This window comes from Microbacterium sp. SY138, from assembly GCF_039729145.1.
Classification (GTDB): domain Bacteria; phylum Actinomycetota; class Actinomycetes; order Actinomycetales; family Microbacteriaceae; genus Microbacterium; species Microbacterium maritypicum_A.
This window is the reverse complement of the sequence record NZ_CP155793.1, coordinates 3,418,808-3,434,039: the sequence shown is the minus strand read 5'-3', so window position 1 is coordinate 3,434,039 and position 15,232 is coordinate 3,418,808. Positions and strand designations below refer to the sequence as shown.

Sequence of the window (15,232 nt, the reverse complement as noted above, 5' to 3'; positions counted from 1 at the left end):
GCTAGCTCCAACTCGGCTGGAAGTAGTGCTCCCGGTGCAGAGCACAGCGCTCGTTGAACGGGGCGGTGCAGCGAGGGCAGCCCGTCACCGCGAAGTACTCGGTGATCGTGAGCTCGTGTCCGCATGCGCCGCAGAGGATCGCCGCGGTGTCGTGCTGCTCGGGCGCCCACTGCTGCGCCGGATGCCCCGCGGACTCCTCGTGACAGCGATGGCACGGGTAGTGATCGCCGCAGCAGGCGAAGCGGATCGCAATGATGTCTGTCGGGCCCCGGTAGTGCACGCACCGGGTCATGTCGTCGACGACCGGGCCGAACACCGGCGGTCGACCGGCGGGCGGGGGCGCCACGCTCATGTCTCGTTCCAGAGCCGCCGGTAGTAGTCGAGGCGCTCGTAGTCGGGCTCGACCCCGTAGGCCTCGATGAGCGTGTCCTCCCAGCCGGAACCGAAGTTCCACATCGTGCTCATCGACGCCACGGCGATGTCGGCCCAGCGGTCGGCGACTCCGAGAGCTGCGAGATCGACGAACGCGGCGGGACGGCCGGCGGCGTCGAGAAGCGTGTTCGGCATGCAGGCATCGCCGTGGCACACCACCAAGCGGTCGATCGGTGGTGCCTCGTGCAGCTCGTCGGGCACGATCGTGCCGCGGTCGGCGGCGTTGGCGATCCGCCACTGCGTGCTCCACTCCCAGGGGCATTCGGCCACGGGCAGGGCGTCGTGCAGCGCCCGCAGGCCCGCGCCGACCGACCGTACCGCGGTCTTGGGCTGGTCGGCCCAGCGCGGGTCGACGGCACTGCTCGCGTCGAGTGCGACGGTGACGAGCCACTCGTGTGTCTGGTCCTGCCCCTGTTCGAGCACCTCGGGCACCGCGATCCAGGTGCGCGCCCACCTCATGCGCTCGGCTTCGTCGCGCATGTTCGCCTCGTCGTCGAGCGGCCCCCATTTGATGTAGCGGCCGTCGTCGGTGCGGAAGGTCAGCCCGCCGATCCCGTTGAGCCAGACCGGCACGAGCGCCGCACCGCGGGCGAGCTCGCGCACCCGCGTCGGCACGTCGAGGGAGGCGGAGGGGATGCTCATCCGTCCATCCTGCCCGACGGCGACGGGTGACGGCGGCGGTGGCGGGTGACGGCGACCGGTGCGGTTCATCGGCTCTCGTCGCGCAGGCCTTCGAGGTAGGCGTTGTAGGCGTCGAGCTCGGTCGTGCCGTGCGCATCGGCGTAGCGGTCATCGGCGGCGGCGCGGGCCGTGTCATCACGGAACCACCGATGCATCACGTACACGAGCATCAGCAGCGTCGGCGCCTCGCCGTAGGACCAGGCCAGACCGCCCGCCAGACGCTGGTCCTCGAGCGGATCCATCCCGAGGGCGAGGGTCGGGGCGACGAAGTGGTCGACGAGCATCGTCGTCGCCATCATCAGGAAGACCCCGAAGAACGCGTGCAGGGCGGCCTCGGCGAAGACGTCGAGTGCCCGCCCGCCGTGCCCGAGACGCACGGGGAGGGGATCGGAGCTCAGCACCGGGATCGCGAACAGGATGCCCACGATGAGGAACCCGACCTCCAGGGCGATGTGACCGCCGGAAGCAGCGAGGACGCGATCGGCGAGACCGGCCAGATACAGACCGTAGAACGCGATCAGGTACACCGGCAGGGCGATCCACGGGCTCAGGATCCATCGGGCGACGCGGCTGCGGAGTCCGCCGTGCGCGGCACGCAGCGCGGCGGCACCCAGCCCGTGGTGGGGCGTGGCACGCAGGAGCAGGGTGCCCGGTGATCCGAGCACCAGCAGGGGCGGGATCGCGATCATCAGCGTGAGCTGCTGGAACATGAACACCGACATCAGCGCGTAGCCGTATGCCTCGACCCCGAGACCGGTGACGGCCGCGAGCGCGAGGCAGCCCAGGAGGAACACGACCGTGCGCCAGACGGGCCACCGGCGGTGCTGCCGCCAGAGGCGGATCGCGCCGACGAGGTACGCCATGGCCAGCACGGCGGCGACCAGGGGCAGGAGGGGGAACGGGCCCGGTGCGGGCAGCACGAGGTCGGCGAAGGTCGGCGGCGCGTCCGGCATCCAGCCGTTCATCCGTTCGTGCCCTCTCGTTCGTCGTCCGGCCGGTCGCCGAGTGCCGCGTTCCGCGTCTGCGCACGGTGACGGACCCCGGCCCCGATGACGAGGACGACGCCTCCGATCGCGAGCGCGACGTCGGCGAGGTTCCCGATGAACCAGTTCCCGTACGCGAGGAAGTCGGTGACGTGGCCGATGCCGAACCCGGGGGGAGCGAGCAGACGGTCCAGCACGTTCCCGATGGCACCCCCGAGGATGAACCCCAACCCCCAGGCCCGCCACGTCGTGCGTGCGCGGACCGCGGCGACGAACAGGGCGGCGACGGCGCCCACGCCGACCACGGTCAGCACCCATGTCGCCCCGGAGCCCAGCGACAGCACCGCCCCGGGGTTGTAGGCGAGCTGCAGGCCGAGCGCATCACCCAGAACGGGTATCCGTTCCGACTGGCTGAGCCCGGCGATCGCGGCCGCTTTGGTGCTCTGGTCGATCAGGACGACGAGGCCGGCGATCACGAAGGCGACGGCGTACTTCGGGACGCTCTCACGCTTCATCGGACGGTCCCGTCTCCGCTGCCCGATCGCGTCTCCGCCGCGCGCGCCCCGCCAAGACCACCCCGGTCGCTCCGAGGGCGAGGAGGAAGCCGATCCCGACGAGGAAGACGGTCCCCAGGAATCCGAGGTCGTCGCGCTGCACCCTCCGCTCGCCGTTCTGCTGCTCGTGCGTCGTGCTGCTGGTCGGTGTCGGTGTCGGTGTCGGTGTGGGTGTGGGTGTGGGTGCGGGGGTCTGAGTCGTCGCGAGCGTATCCGCCTCTGAGGCGCCGACGATGCTGTGGGGCACGTGCGCGGCTGCCGACTCCCCGCCGACGAGCAGGATCAGGACGCTGAGCACCGCCCCCATGACGGTCGTGCCCACCGTGCGCCGTATCGTCCAGCCGATCGGGTTCGTCTGCGGACTCGGGCGTTGGGGAGCGCGCCGATCGGCGTCGTCCACGGGGCTTTTCATGGGTCTCCTTCGAGGGGTGAGAGCAGATTGTTCGAGAGGGCGGAGCCTCGGATGGTGCCGCGCACACAACGCACGGCTTCAGGAGTCGGGGTCGCGCGGAGTGGACACCTGGAGTCGACGCGCGGAGTCGACGCGAGATGTCGACGCGAGACGTCGACACAGGAGGTCGACAGGGATATCGAGGGGATGCCGCGGGGAGGCCGGGTTGCGAGCGGCGGATGCGGTCGCGCGGGTGCGGCCGGCGGATCAGGTTCGGGAGAGGCCGAGCTGGAGGAGGGAGAGCGTTGTCGCGCGTGGGCGCGGGGGAGATGCAGACGATCGACGCAGAGCCTCGGATCCGGCTCGGAGTCGCGTGACCAGTGCCCGGCGGTGCGCTGCGCGTGTTCGCAGGAGCATCACGGCGAGCCCGCACAGCACGCCCAGAGCGCAGAGCGCAGCTCCGACGAGAGCGCTCGTCCCGCTGTCGGGTGCGGCGGTGACCTGCTCCTGGGCGGCTGCGGCCGCATGGTCGAATGCGTCGACGACTGCGGCGGTGAGGGAGGGGGCAGCGCCGTTCTCGTCCTGCGCCCCGTGGGTGGTCACGGCGAAGGCGAAGAGCAGCAGGAGCGCCAGGCTCGCCGTGGTAATGAGCCGCATTATCACCGGCGGGGCGACGATGCCCGCGGAACGGAGGATCCCGGGCGAGCGGCGCATTCTCGGGATCCTACCCGCATCGGTTATCGGGTTCCTTCGCGCGCGAGGCGGTGTCGTAGGCTCGCTCTCGACGCCGTACCTCGGCTCGTGGTGAAACCAAGAACCACGTAGGCTGGGACTGCGTTCCATCAATGCATGTCGCACGACGACGTTCGAAGGAGAACATCAGATGCAGATCAGCGGACAGGGTGCACTCGTCACCGGCGGAGCCTCGGGTCTCGGACTCGCCACGGCGCGCCGGCTCGTCGCCGCGGGAGCGCACGTCACGATCATCGACCTCGCCTCGTCGAAGGGTGCCGAGATCGCGGACGAACTCGGTGGGCTGTTCGTCGCGGCCGACGTCACGAACGCGGATGAGGTGCAGGCGGCCGTCGCAGCCGCGCAGTCCGCCGCTCCGCTGCGGGTGGTCGTGAACTGCGCCGGCATCGCGCCGCCCGCCAAGGTGCTCGACCGCGAAGGCAACCCGGCTGTGCTCGCCGACTTCGAGCGCGTGATCCGCATCAACCTCGTCGGCACGTTCAACGTCATCTCGCAGGCATCCGCCGTGATCGCGAAGAACGAGCTGCACGACGAGGAGCGCGGCGTCATCGTGAACACCGCGAGCGTCGCCGCGTTCGACGGTCAGATCGGCCAACCCGCCTACTCCGCATCCAAGGGCGGTGTGCACGCCATGACCCTCCCGGTGGCGCGCGAGCTCGCCCGCTACGGCATCAGGGTGTGCACGATCGCTCCGGGCATCATGGAGACCCCGATGCTGATGGGTCTTCCGCAGGCGGCCCAGGACTCGCTCGGCCAGCAGGTGCCTTTCCCTTCGCGCCTCGGACGCCCCGACGAGTACGCCGCTCTCGTGCAGCAGATCGTCGAGAACGGCTACCTCAACGGCGAGACCATCCGCCTCGACGGTGCCATCCGCATGGCGCCGCGCTGACCCGCGGCACCCCTCAGAACCCGCGATCGAGAACCCAGGAGAACCCATGTCCCTTGCAGGCAAGACCATCTTGATGTCGGGCGGCAGCCGCGGCATCGGCCTCGCGATCGCGCTGAGGGCGGCTGCCGACGGTGCGAACATCGCGATGCTCGCGAAGACCGACACCCCGCATCCGAAGCTCGAAGGCACGATCCACACCGCGGCCGAGCAGATCCGCGCGGCCGGCGGCCAGGCTCTGCCGATTGTCGGCGACGTGCGCGACGACGACGACATCACCGAAGCGGTCATGAAGACGCAGGGCGAGTTCGGCGGCATCGACATCGTGATCAACAACGCCAGCGTCATCGACCTCTCGCGCTCGCTCGACCTGAACGCCAAGAAGTACGACCTGATGCAGGACGTCAACGTACGCGGCACGTTCATGCTCTCGCGCGCCGCCGTGCCGATCCTGAAGGATGCCGAGAACCCGCACATCCTCTCGCTGTCGCCGCCCCTCAACCCGACCCCGAAGTGGTTGGGCGCGCACACCGGATACACGCTCGCGAAGTTCGGCATGACCATGGCGACCCTCGGCCTCGCCGCCGAGTTCGCACGCGACGGGATCGCCGCCAACACCCTGTGGCCGCGCACCACGATCGCGACGGCGGCCGTGCAGAACCTCCTCGGTGGCGACAAGGTCATGGCTGCGAGTCGCACGCCCGACATCTATGCGGACGCCGCGTATGCCGTGCTGCTCAAGCCCGCGGCGTCGTACACCGGTCAGACGCTCATCGTCGAGGACGTGCTCGAGGCCGACGGTGTGACCGACTTCTCCGGCTATGCCGCGATCCCCGGCACTCCCGACAGCGCGCTCTTCCCCGACATCTTCCTCGACTGAGGTTCCCGCGGCGCCGGAGACAGAGGCCGGAACGGGCGGCCGAAACAGAGACCGTCCGTCCGTAGCGCCGCGTGTTGGGGCGAGCCGCGCCGCGCGGAACCCCGTTCGTCTCCGTTCTCGCAGGGCCGGAGGGGGCGCCCCCGGAGTCATAGCGGGAGCAGATAGATGGGGTCAGATCAGCAGGTAGACCGCACCGACGATCGTGAGTGCGATCACGATGCGGTCGAACACACGCTGATTCATGCGACGGGCGACCCGCAACCCGAGGAGCGCGCCGACCACCACGAGCGGCGCGAGCACGGCATCCATCAGCAGTACCGGTGGCTCGAACAGCCCGAGGCCCGCGAGGAACGGCACCTTGATCACGTTGATGATGGCGAAGAACCACGCGGAGGTACCGAGGAACACCTGCACCGGGGTGCGGGTGGCCAGGAAGTACATCGACATGACGGGCCCGCCGGCGTTCGCGACCATGGTCGTGAAGCCGCCGAGCGTGCCGTAGGCGCCTGCGAGCAGGATGCCGCTGGAGGGCGGTGACACGGTATCCGCTCTGCTCTGCCGCCACCGGCGCCACAGCGTCACGGCGATCATGAGCAGCAGGATCACTCCGATCGCACGGCGCACCACACCATCGCCGGCGAGCGCGAGGAACGCGAATCCGACCAGCAGTCCCGCGATGACCGCGGGGGCGAGCCGCAGCAGCGTGGGCCAGTGCGCGTGCCGGCGGTAGGCGAACAGGGCGAACAGGTCGCCGACCATCAGGAGCAGCAGGGTCGCCGCGGTCGAGGTGCGGGCGGGCAGGACGGCCGCGAACAGCGCGATCGCCAGGATGCTCCCGCCCGGCAGTGCGGTCTTCGAGAGGCCGATGACCGCCGCCGCCACCGCGAGCGCCGCCCAGGCCCACGGGTCGAGGGCGATCACCGTTCGAGCTCGGCGACGATCGCGTCGTAGCCCCTGGCCTTCGCGAGGTCGACCGGGAGCACGCCGTCGCCGTCCGGGATGCCGCTGTCGGCCCCGCCGTCGAGGAGGGCACGAACCACGTCGACGTAGGTCGAGGATCCGTCGCCGAGCACGATCGCCTCGTGCAGCGCCGTCCAGTTCAGGTCGTTGATGTGGTTCGGGTCGACGCCGGCCTCGAGCAGGATCTCGATCGTCGCGAGCAGTCCGCGCTCGGACGCCGGGATCAGGGCCGTGCCGCCGAAGCGGTTGGTGCTCGCGAGGTCGGCGCCGTTGTCGAGGGTCAGACGGAGGATCTCGTCATGTCCGCGCGCGCCCGCGTACAGGTAGGCGGAGTCCTGGATGTCGTCTTTGGCGTTCACGTCTGCCCCCGCCTCGATCAGGGCCCGGGCCGCGTCGACGTGGTTCGCCTTGGTCGCCGCCACCAGGGCTGTCATCCCGCCGGATCCGCGCGCCTCGATGTCCGCGCCCTCGTCGATCGCCGTCTGCACGGCGATCGCGTCTCCGTCCTCAGCGGCGGCGAGCAGATCGCGAGTGGCTTCGGTCATGGCAGCCTCCTGGGTCGACGGGGAAGGATGCGGCGCTGCTGTGCAGGCCGTCACGGTCAGCAGGGCAACTGTGACGGCGCCGACGGCCAACATCCTTCGCGCATGCATGCATCCGGTATACCAAAAGATGCCGGACATCGGGTGATCAACCTCGCGCGGTGATCAGTCCCGTGTGGCGGTCAGCTCCGCGCGGCGGTGAGTGCCGTGGCGAATCGCGCGGCGCGCTGCTCGATGTCGGCCCAGTCGCCGTTCGCGATCGAGGTTCCGTTCGCCAGGTCTCCGCCCGCACCGACCGCGACCGCGCCGGCGGTGAACCAGGCGGCCAGGTTGTCGGGGTTCACGCCGCCGGTGGGCATGAGCGGGGCGTCGGGGAACGGTCCCCGCAGGGCGCCGAGGTAGGACGGGCCGCCGAGCGACGCCGGGAAGATCTTCACGACGTCGACGCCGAGCTCGAGCGCGCCCATGACCTCGGTCGGCGTCATCGCGCCGGTCATCACGACGCGGCCCGTGTCGAGCATGCTGCGCGTGAGGTGCGGCAGTGTGCCGGGGCTGACCAGGAACTCGGCTCCGGCATCCGCTGCGTGCTCGGCCTGTGCAGCGGTGGTCACAGTGCCCGCGCCGACGTAGGCGGCGTCGCCGTGGCGGGCGATGAGTTCGCGGATGACCGCCGGAGCGTCCGGGGTGGAGAAGGTCACCTCGATGCCGGTGACACCGCCGCGGATGATCGCCTCCGAGGCCTCGATGGCCAGTTCAGGGGAGGGGGCGCGGAGGACGGCGAGGATGCCGGTCGTGCGGGCGCGGTCGAGACGGTCGGACATGGGGCTCCTTCATCGGGCGGGCACGTCCATTCTCCCGGGCGCAGCCTGTAATGACAAGTTGGTCAGGACGCGTGGGTGTGCGGCCAGGCCTCAATCAGGTCCTTCGATTCCTTGAGTCCGAGTCCCGTGTGCTCGCGGAGCGCCTTGATCGCGGCGATGGCGGAACCCCCAGCGACCATCCGGTCGATCTCGGAGGCCACCGAAGCCGGCAGCGACGCACGCACGGACGAAGGGGTCGCGACCATCGGGGTGATCGACGAGCGCGTGGCCGTGGCGTTCGACACGGCGGCGAGGTGCGGCGCCGTGGTGCTGACCGACCAGTGGTCGATGCGGTCCTTCGCTTCCTTGAGGCCGACGCCCGAGTGGTCGCGGTACAGCTTGATGGCGTGGATCTTCTGCCCGGCCCCGACGAGCCGGTCGATCTCGGCGATCACGCTCGGCGTCAAACCGGAGACGGCCGTCGACGCCGACGAAGCGGGAGCCGTGCGCGCGGTCGTCGGCGACGGGGTGAACACCTGCGGCTCTGGCAGCTTGGGGCGCATGCCGCGGACCGCGATGGCGAGGATCGCCACGACGACGATCAGGCCGACGACGATCGCGATGATCCACAGCACGGCATCCATGGGCTCAGTCTAGAGAGGTCACCGCCCGCGCCCCAGGGCCTTCCCATCCGCCACCGCGTACCCTGGAGGGTATGACCGAGACTCCCCGCACGCGCGAGACGCGCCCCGCAGCATCCGCGTCCGCCCCGCAGGGACGCCCCGCCCAGGGCAAGGTGCGCGAGACCAGGAAGCCACAGGTGCGCCCTGCCACCGAGGGATGGACCCAGCAGAAGGACGCCGAGGGGCGTCCACTGCTGCAGTTCGCGAGCCCCAAGCGCGGCAAGCCGCCGGTGCACCTGGCTGACCTCACGCCGGCCGAGCGCGTCGAGAAGGTGAAAGAGCTCGGCCTGCCCGGCTTCCGTGCCAAGCAGCTGTCGACGCACTACTTCCGTCACTACACGTCGGACCCCGAGCAGATGACCGACCTCCCGGCCGACACCCGCGAGCAGCTCGTCGCCGGGATGCTCCCGCCGCTGCTCACCGAGGTCCGCCGCCTCGAGACCGACCGCGGCGACACGATCAAGTTCCTGTGGCGCCTGCACGACGGCGCCCTGGTCGAGTCGGTTCTCATGCGCTACCCCGGCCGCATCACGCTGTGCGTGTCGAGCCAGGCCGGCTGCGGCATGAACTGCCCGTTCTGCGCGACCGGCCAGGCGGGCCTGACCCGCAACATGTCGACCGCCGAGATCATCGAACAGATCGTGCGCGCCAACCGGCTCATCGCCGAGGGCGGTCTGGGCGGCAAGAAGTCCGACGACCACAGCATGGAGCGCGTCTCGAACATCGTCTTCATGGGGATGGGCGAGCCGCTCGCCAACTACAAGCGCGTGATGGATGCGGTGCGCTCGATGGTCGCTCCGCAGCCGGACGGGCTCGGGATGAGCGCCCGCGGCATCACGGTCTCGACGGTGGGCCTGGTGCCCGCGATCAAGAAGCTCGCCGACGAGAACATCCCGGTGACCTTCGCGCTGTCGCTGCACGCCCCCGACGACCACCTGCGTGACGAGCTCATCCCGGTGAATTCGCGCTGGAAGGTCGACGAGGCCCTCGACGCCGCCTACGACTATTACGCCAAGACCGGTCGCCGCGTCTCGATCGAGTACGCCCTGATCAAGGACATGAACGATCACGCCTGGCGTGCCGATCTGCTGGCGGAGAAGCTCAACCAGCGTGGACGCGGCTGGGTGCACGTGAACCCGATCCCGCTGAATCCCACGCCGGGCTCGATCTGGACGGCGTCGGAGAAAGACGTCACAAACGAGTTCGTGCGCAGGCTCAACGACGCCGGCATCCCGACGACTCTCCGCGACACCCGCGGCAAGGAGATCGACGGCGCCTGCGGTCAGCTGGTCGCCACGACCGAGGATGAGGCCGCCTCCGCCGCGATGGCCTGAGGCCGGCCGGCACGGCGGGCGTCGACGGCGCCGAGGTGCTCGGCGCGGTCGAGCCACCGGGAGATCGTGGTCTCGCTCGCATCCTTCACGCCGAGCATGCGATGGGTGCGCACCGAGCGGATCCCGCAGAAGCGCATCGTGCCTCGGGCGACGTGGGTCTGGGCGGGCAGCCCCGTGAAGGGTGTGAAGTACCAGGGCGTGTCCGCGAGCAGCAGCAGCCTGCCCCTTCGCGCGGGCAGCAGTCCCTCGACGAGCCCGAGCTTCGTGTAGCGGTACTCCTGCTGCGGCAGCAGGGCGCGGTCGAAGAAGCCCTTGAGCAGCGCGGGCACCGACCCCCACCACAGCGGCGTCGCGATGACGATCGTGTCGGCGTCCTGCAGCGCGCGCTTCGCCTCGACGAGGTCGGGCTCGAGCGTCATGCGCTCGCGGTAGCCGAAGCGCAGGTTCGGGTCGAAGTCGAGGTCGCGGAGGGCGAGCACACGGGCGTCGCCGTGCCCTGCGGCGTAGCGCTGGGCGAGAGCGGCGGTCAGGGAGCGGGCGTCGGGGTGGCCGTCGATCACGAGAGCGGGCATTTCCGGTTCCTATCTGGACAGTGTCAAGCTGGTGGACACTGTCAAGATAGGAGAGGATGTTGCTCATGTCAAGTTCCAAGGACGGGTACCACCACGGCGATCTCGCCCGTGCTCTGGAAGACGCCGCCATGCAGCTGCTGGAGCGGATGCCCGCGGCGGAGATCAGCCTGCGCGAGGTCGCCAGGGCCGCGAACGTCAGCCACAACGCCCCGTACCATCACTTCTCCGACCGCCTGGGACTGCTCAAGGCGATCGCCGAGCGCAGCATGGCCGATCTCCTGGGCCAGGTGAGCACCGCTGCCGAGAAGGCCTCGACCCCGCGGGCCGCGCTCGCCGACGGGGGCTCGGCGTACATCAGCTTCGCCGTCGAGCACCCGCACGCGTTCGACGCCGTCTACGACCCGACGGTCTGCGTGCCCGGATCCCCGACTCCCACCATGGCGCCGTTGATCGACGGGCTCGAGGCGGTGCTCGCCGAGGGGGCGGCGGCAGTCGGCCTCGATCGACCGACAGATGTCGTCGCGCTGTGGGGACTGATCCACGGGCTCGGCACGCTCGCTGCGGCAGGCCACTTCACGCTCGAGGACGGACTGTCGGCCTACGCCGCGGCCCTCGATCGGCTGCTTCCCGCGGAGTGATCCGTCACGGTTGCGTCGTCCAACCTGTGAGTCGCTCAAAGCACTCTTCCACGCGATGCACAGGCGAGGTTTCGTAGATTGTTCGAATGCCCTATTCCGCCCATCGACCGGGTCGCTACGACTCGCAGGGTCGGATCATCCTCGACGGCGAACCCGACGCCGTCACGGATGACCTCGACTTCCTGCGTGAGTTCGAGCCCACCGGCACCGACCACGCCACCCGTGAGGTGCCCGAGTCCGTGCCCGCAGAGACGACCCCGATTGCCGACGCGATCGCCGCGGACGATTCCGCCGCCGAAGAACCCGCTCCGGTGAAGCCGCCGCGGGAGCCGCGCATCCGCCCTCCCCGCGCGAAGCGCGCACCGCGCACTCCCGGTTCGCGCGCGCGAACCCTCGCGATTCTCGGCGGTGCGGAGGGCGAGATCCTCGACCGTGTTCCCGGCGAGACCCCGCGCTTCGTGCAGATGTTCTTCGTGCTCGCCGGCACCGCGCTCGTCTCGGCGATCTCGATGCTCTTCGCACTCACCACCGGGGTGCAGGCGGCCGTCTGGTTGGCCGTGCCCCTGGCGCTCGTCTGGGCGCTCATCATCTTCAACCTCGACCGATTCCTCACATCGACCATGAGCTCGACCAGGAACGTCTGGCGACTCATCGGGCTTGCGATCCCGCGCGTGATCATGGCCGCGATCATCGGCTTCGTCGTGGCCGAGCCACTCGTGCTGCAGATCTTCCACAACGACATCGCCCGCGAGGTCGCCTCCACCAACATCACCCAGTCGCAGTCCGACCAGGAGGCGCTCGAGAACGGCCCGGAGAAGATCGCACTCGACGCGGCATCCGCCAAGGTCGCCGAACTCGAGAACCAGGCGGCGACCGGCATCGTCGCCGGCACCGACTCCTCGTCGGCGACCGAGTCCGCGGCTCAGGCCACGGTCGACGACGTGACCGCGAAGATGACCGCCCAGCAGGCCGTGATCGACCAGGCGCGCGTGCTGTACCAGTGCGAGCTCACGGGTGAGGGCGCCGGCACCGTTCCCGGCTGCACCGGCGTCAACGGCCAGGGCGCCAGTTCGGACGCCGCCAAGGCGCAGCTCGCCGAGGCTCAGCAGACTTACGACGCCCTCGCCGCTCAGCTGCGCACCGCCAACGAGGAGCTCGCCGCGGCCGGCACTGCGGCGAAGGAGAACACCTCGTCGTCCGAGGCGCAGAACCGCGAGCAGGCGAAGTCGCAGCTGCCGACAGCTCGCGACTCCTACGATCAGGCGCTCGCCGCGTACAACGCCCGCGCCGATGCGGTCGCGCAGGGCAACGCCGGAGCGGTCGGCCTGCTCAGTCAGATCAGCGGATTGAACCGGCTGAGCGAGAAGGAGCCCTCGATCCTGTGGGCGCACATCCTCATCGCCGCGCTGTTCTTCATGATCGAGCTGCTGCCGGTGCTGGTGAAGGTGCTGACGAGCTACGGTGATCCGAGCCTCTACGAGAAAGCCGCCGCGATCCGCAAGCAGGTCGCCCTCGACAAGGTGACGGCCGAGGGCTTCCGAGACCGTGCGCAGATCGTGACGGATCAGTCCCAGGGGATACAAGCGGAGGCCGGCTCCGGTGAGCCGCAGACGCGTGCGGAACGCCGAGAGGCGGCCGAGGCGCAGGAGCGGGAACGGGCGGAGAAGCGCGCGCAGGCGCAGACGCTCGAGGAGCAGGAGCAGCTCGTTCGCCCGACGATCGGCTGAACCGGGCATCGCGGTGCGGCGAGGCTGCGCGAGGCTCCGGTCAGGCGGGTTGGGGAATCCGCTCCGGCATCGGTGGCGCCTGCTGCGGGGAGAGCTCGCTGATCCGGATGCTTCCCCGCACCGGTTCGTCGCGGACGGCGGCGGCGATCGAGCGGATCAACGCCACGGTCGACGGGGTGTGTGCCCAGCGCACCCCGGTCATCAGTGCCTCGATGCGGGCGAGCGGATGCTGAAGCATGACATCGTGCTGGCGGACATCATCGCTGAGCCACTCCAGGAGCTGCGCGATGGTCCAATCGGGATTGATCGGTCCAGTCTCTGAAGGACGGCTGGCGAGGTGCGTGTTCATTGGTCCAGAATCGGTTCTCATGAGCGTGAAGGACAGGGCCAATAGCGGGCCAATGGATCAGGTATCGGCCATTCCTGCGGTACGAGCGGCATCTCTCGTCCACGCAGGTGACGTGTCCTCGGAGGCGCTCTCGGCGCGGCTCGGCCGCTGGACACAGGGAGACGGCACTCTCGCCGCCCGGCTCGCGCGAGGCATCGAGGGTCTGATCGCAAGTGGAGAGCTGCGCCCGGGGGACCGGCTGCCCGCGGAGCGCGCACTGGCAGCGGCAGGGTCCGTCTCGCGCGGCACGGTCGTCGCTGCGTACGGCGACCTCGCAGACCGCGGTCTCGTCGACCGGCGGCAGGGGAGCGGCACCCGCATCGCCGGGACAGCTGCAACCGCCGTGCCTGCCTCACGACCAGGACGCGGAGAGGCCCTCTTCTCGGCGCTGCCGAACGCGATCGATCTCCTGCGCACCGTGCCGCAGATCTCCGACCTCGGGGTGCAGCTCATTCGCGATCACAAGCCGCGGCTCGACCTCGCCCTGCTGCCGGAGACCGACCCTGCGGGCCTGCCTGCGCTGCGCACCCTCATCGCCGACATGTACGCCGCCGAGGGAACACCGACCACACCGGAGCAGATCCTCGTCACGCACGGCGCGCAGCAGGCCATCAGTCTCGTCGTCAACGCGCTCGTGGGCCCAGGCGACATCGTGCTCGCCGAGGAGATCACCTGGCCGGGCGTCACTGATTCGGTCGGCCTGCGCGGCGGTTCGGTGCACGGCGTCCCGATGGGCGACGACGGTCTCGACGTCGACGCGCTGGAGCAGGCCCTCGCTCGTCTGCGTCCGGTACTCGTCGCCCTCAACCCGCATCACCAGAACCCGACCGGGTCGCGCCTGCCTGCAGCTGCTCGGCATCGGGTGGCCGCGCTCGCCGCGCAGTACGGCGTTCCGGTCATCGAGGATCGCGTGCTCGCCGGCATCTCCTTCGACGGGGTGGTGCCGCCCACGCTCGCCGCCGAGCGCGCCGACGCGCCCGTCATCGTGGTCGAGTCGGTGTCGAAGTGGGTGTGGGCGGGCCTGCGGATCGGCTGGTTGCGGGCGGACCCCGTGCTCGTACGACGGCTGCGTGGCGCGCGTCAGCTCGCCGACCAGTCCACCAGCGTGCCGGGTCAGCTGCTCGCTCTCGATCTGATCGCCCGCGCCGACGACCTGCGCCGCGCGAACAGCCGCATCCATCAGGAGCGGCTCCGGCTGCTGCAGCGACTGATGGCAGAGCACCTGCCCGACTGGACGGTCGAGCCGCCCCGTGGCGGGCTGTCGCTATGGGTGCGGGTGCCCGTGGGGTCAGCAGCAGCGCTCGCCCGAACGGCGGCCGCACACGGTGTCTCGATCGCCGGAAGTGCGGCGTTCGCCGTTTCCGCGTCGCCGGACGATCACATCCGCATCCCCTTCACCGCCCCCGACGATGTGCTCGCCGAGGGCATCCGCCGCCTCGGAGCGGCCTGGCGCGAGTATCGGGAGACTCTCGGGATGTCTTCCTAGGCTGACCCGCATGACTCGGATGCAGTGTCGGACCATGCGGATGCAGACGCTGTGGATCTCGATCGCCGGTGTGCTCGCCGTCACGATCTATGCTGCGCTCGCCGCGGTGCAGATCTTGGAGTGGACGCCTCTCGCGGCCGCTCCCGGGCTCACTCTCGACCAGATCCGAGCTGAGCTGAGCTGAGCGGAGCGGGTGAGTCGCTCAACGCGCCGACGACCTTCATGATTCTCGGGGTGGGAGTCGTGCTCGCCCTCGCCCTCGGTGTGATCGCGATGACGTCGGGGGCCACTCCGATGATCGCGGCTGCCGGCTTCCTGAGTCTGCTCATGCTCGGAGCCCCGGGCTTCTTCTTCGCCTCATTCGCCCCGGGCATGGCGCTGGCCGATACCTTCATGATCTCGGCGGGCGTCTCCCTCCCCGGAGTGCGAGCGTTCTACATCATCAGCGCCTTCGCGGCAGCCCTGTTGATGCTCGGCGGGGTGGTCGCCGTGCTCCGGGCACGCGCCGCTCCTGCGTCGGCCTGAGCTCTTCCCTCGCGTCC

At 69.9% G+C, this 15,232-nt stretch carries 20 protein-coding genes; 8 read left to right on the top strand and 12 right to left on the bottom strand.

All coding sequences use genetic code 11. The annotated features are described in order from the left end of the window. Position 1 precedes the first annotated feature (1 nt). The 6 genes from ABDC25_RS16600 to ABDC25_RS16575 form a co-directional block, all read right to left on the bottom strand. Positions 2 to 352: a CHY zinc finger protein gene (locus ABDC25_RS16600; RefSeq protein WP_136024083.1), complete on the bottom strand. Its 351-nt coding sequence runs from the start codon at positions 350 to 352 to the stop codon at positions 2 to 4. Next, positions 349 to 1,074, bottom strand: a complete 726-nt coding sequence (locus ABDC25_RS16595; RefSeq protein ID WP_347123719.1) for an aminoglycoside 3'-phosphotransferase — start codon at positions 1,072 to 1,074, stop codon at positions 349 to 351. Before ABDC25_RS16595 ends, ABDC25_RS16600 begins: the two co-directional genes overlap by 4 nt. A 65-nt stretch (positions 1,075 to 1,139) precedes the next feature. Then, positions 1,140 to 2,066 (bottom strand): cytochrome c oxidase assembly protein, encoded by a 927-nt coding sequence (locus ABDC25_RS16590; RefSeq protein ID WP_167255361.1) that lies wholly within the window; start codon positions 2,064 to 2,066, stop codon positions 1,140 to 1,142. Between the two features lie 8 nt (positions 2,067 to 2,074). Continuing rightward, complete coding sequence (locus ABDC25_RS16585) at positions 2,075 to 2,611, bottom strand: signal peptidase II (RefSeq protein WP_167255363.1); 537 nt, start codon at positions 2,609 to 2,611, stop codon at positions 2,075 to 2,077. Then, positions 2,601 to 3,062, bottom strand: coding sequence for a hypothetical protein (locus tag ABDC25_RS16580; RefSeq protein ID WP_167254875.1), 462 nt, complete (start codon positions 3,060 to 3,062; stop codon positions 2,601 to 2,603). Before ABDC25_RS16580 ends, ABDC25_RS16585 begins: the two co-directional genes overlap by 11 nt. A gap of 246 nt (positions 3,063 to 3,308) precedes the next feature. Further along, positions 3,309 to 3,698: a hypothetical protein gene (locus tag ABDC25_RS16575; RefSeq protein WP_347123716.1), complete on the bottom strand. Its 390-nt coding sequence runs from the start codon at positions 3,696 to 3,698 to the stop codon at positions 3,309 to 3,311. Between the two features lie 226 nt (positions 3,699 to 3,924). Between ABDC25_RS16575 and ABDC25_RS16570 the strand changes: the two genes are divergently transcribed. Continuing rightward, a complete protein-coding gene (locus tag ABDC25_RS16570; RefSeq protein WP_021198289.1) occupies positions 3,925 to 4,683 on the top strand; it encodes an SDR family NAD(P)-dependent oxidoreductase in 759 nt (252 codons plus the stop codon). 46 nt (positions 4,684 to 4,729) lie between these two features. Beyond that, positions 4,730 to 5,560 carry an NAD(P)-dependent oxidoreductase gene (locus ABDC25_RS16565; RefSeq protein WP_021198290.1) on the top strand — a complete coding sequence of 277 codons (831 nt, stop codon included), beginning with the start codon at positions 4,730 to 4,732 and terminating at the stop codon, positions 5,558 to 5,560. 171 nt (positions 5,561 to 5,731) lie between these two features. Here the strand turns inward: ABDC25_RS16565 and ABDC25_RS16560 are convergent, their stop codons facing one another. The 4 genes from ABDC25_RS16560 to ABDC25_RS16545 form a co-directional block, all read right to left on the bottom strand. Then, positions 5,732 to 6,481, bottom strand: coding sequence for a sulfite exporter TauE/SafE family protein (locus ABDC25_RS16560; RefSeq protein WP_021198291.1), 750 nt, complete (start codon positions 6,479 to 6,481; stop codon positions 5,732 to 5,734). Further along, complete coding sequence (locus ABDC25_RS16555; protein ID WP_021198292.1) at positions 6,478 to 7,065, bottom strand: ankyrin repeat domain-containing protein; 588 nt, start codon at positions 7,063 to 7,065, stop codon at positions 6,478 to 6,480. The genes ABDC25_RS16560 and ABDC25_RS16555 overlap by 4 nt, the downstream gene beginning before the upstream one ends. Before the next feature lie 179 nt (positions 7,066 to 7,244). Then, positions 7,245 to 7,883 carry a bifunctional 4-hydroxy-2-oxoglutarate aldolase/2-dehydro-3-deoxy-phosphogluconate aldolase gene (locus tag ABDC25_RS16550; RefSeq protein WP_021198293.1) on the bottom strand — a complete coding sequence of 213 codons (639 nt, stop codon included), beginning with the start codon at positions 7,881 to 7,883 and terminating at the stop codon, positions 7,245 to 7,247. Between the two features lie 62 nt (positions 7,884 to 7,945). Beyond that, the gene (locus ABDC25_RS16545) at positions 7,946 to 8,506 is read right to left on the bottom strand and encodes a ribosomal protein L7/L12 (protein WP_347123712.1); all 561 of its coding nucleotides are present in this window, start codon (positions 8,504 to 8,506) and stop codon (positions 7,946 to 7,948) included. A 71-nt stretch (positions 8,507 to 8,577) separates the two neighbouring features. On the opposite strand from ABDC25_RS16545, the gene rlmN reads away from it, so the two are divergent. Then, positions 8,578 to 9,879, top strand: coding sequence for a 23S rRNA (adenine(2503)-C(2))-methyltransferase RlmN (rlmN, locus tag ABDC25_RS16540; RefSeq protein WP_029267826.1), 1,302 nt, complete (start codon positions 8,578 to 8,580; stop codon positions 9,877 to 9,879). Here the strand turns inward: rlmN and ABDC25_RS16535 are convergent. Then, positions 9,828 to 10,451 (bottom strand): NAD(P)H-dependent oxidoreductase, encoded by a 624-nt coding sequence (locus ABDC25_RS16535; RefSeq protein ID WP_136024075.1) that lies wholly within the window; start codon positions 10,449 to 10,451, stop codon positions 9,828 to 9,830. The genes rlmN and ABDC25_RS16535 overlap by 52 nt on opposite strands. 65 nt (positions 10,452 to 10,516) lie before the next feature. Between ABDC25_RS16535 and ABDC25_RS16530 the strand changes: the two genes are divergently transcribed. Both ABDC25_RS16530 and ABDC25_RS16525 read left to right on the top strand, forming a co-directional pair. Next, the gene (locus ABDC25_RS16530; RefSeq protein ID WP_347123709.1) at positions 10,517 to 11,089 is read left to right on the top strand and encodes a TetR/AcrR family transcriptional regulator; all 573 of its coding nucleotides are present in this window, start codon (positions 10,517 to 10,519) and stop codon (positions 11,087 to 11,089) included. Positions 11,090 to 11,175: 86 nt separating this feature from the next. Then, the gene (locus tag ABDC25_RS16525; RefSeq protein WP_347123707.1) at positions 11,176 to 12,816 is read left to right on the top strand and encodes a DUF4407 domain-containing protein; all 1,641 of its coding nucleotides are present in this window, start codon (positions 11,176 to 11,178) and stop codon (positions 12,814 to 12,816) included. Positions 12,817 to 12,856: 40 nt separating this feature from the next. On the opposite strand, the gene ABDC25_RS16520 is transcribed toward ABDC25_RS16525, so the two are convergent. Further along, positions 12,857 to 13,165, bottom strand: coding sequence for a hypothetical protein (locus ABDC25_RS16520; RefSeq protein WP_347123705.1), 309 nt, complete (start codon positions 13,163 to 13,165; stop codon positions 12,857 to 12,859). Positions 13,166 to 13,277: 112 nt separating this feature from the next. Between ABDC25_RS16520 and ABDC25_RS16515 the strand changes: the two genes are divergently transcribed. Genes ABDC25_RS16515 through ABDC25_RS16505 form a run of 3 tightly spaced genes read left to right on the top strand, consistent with a single transcriptional unit; the run spans position 13,278 to position 15,215 of the window. Then, the gene (locus tag ABDC25_RS16515) at positions 13,278 to 14,690 is read left to right on the top strand and encodes a PLP-dependent aminotransferase family protein (protein ID WP_029258515.1); all 1,413 of its coding nucleotides are present in this window, start codon (positions 13,278 to 13,280) and stop codon (positions 14,688 to 14,690) included. Between the two features lie 10 nt (positions 14,691 to 14,700). Further along, complete coding sequence (locus tag ABDC25_RS16510; protein ID WP_347123703.1) at positions 14,701 to 14,874, top strand: hypothetical protein; 174 nt, start codon at positions 14,701 to 14,703, stop codon at positions 14,872 to 14,874. Between the two features lie 38 nt (positions 14,875 to 14,912). After that, positions 14,913 to 15,215 (top strand): hypothetical protein, encoded by a 303-nt coding sequence (locus ABDC25_RS16505; protein ID WP_347123701.1) that lies wholly within the window; start codon positions 14,913 to 14,915, stop codon positions 15,213 to 15,215. Positions 15,216 to 15,232: the final 17 nt, after the last annotated feature.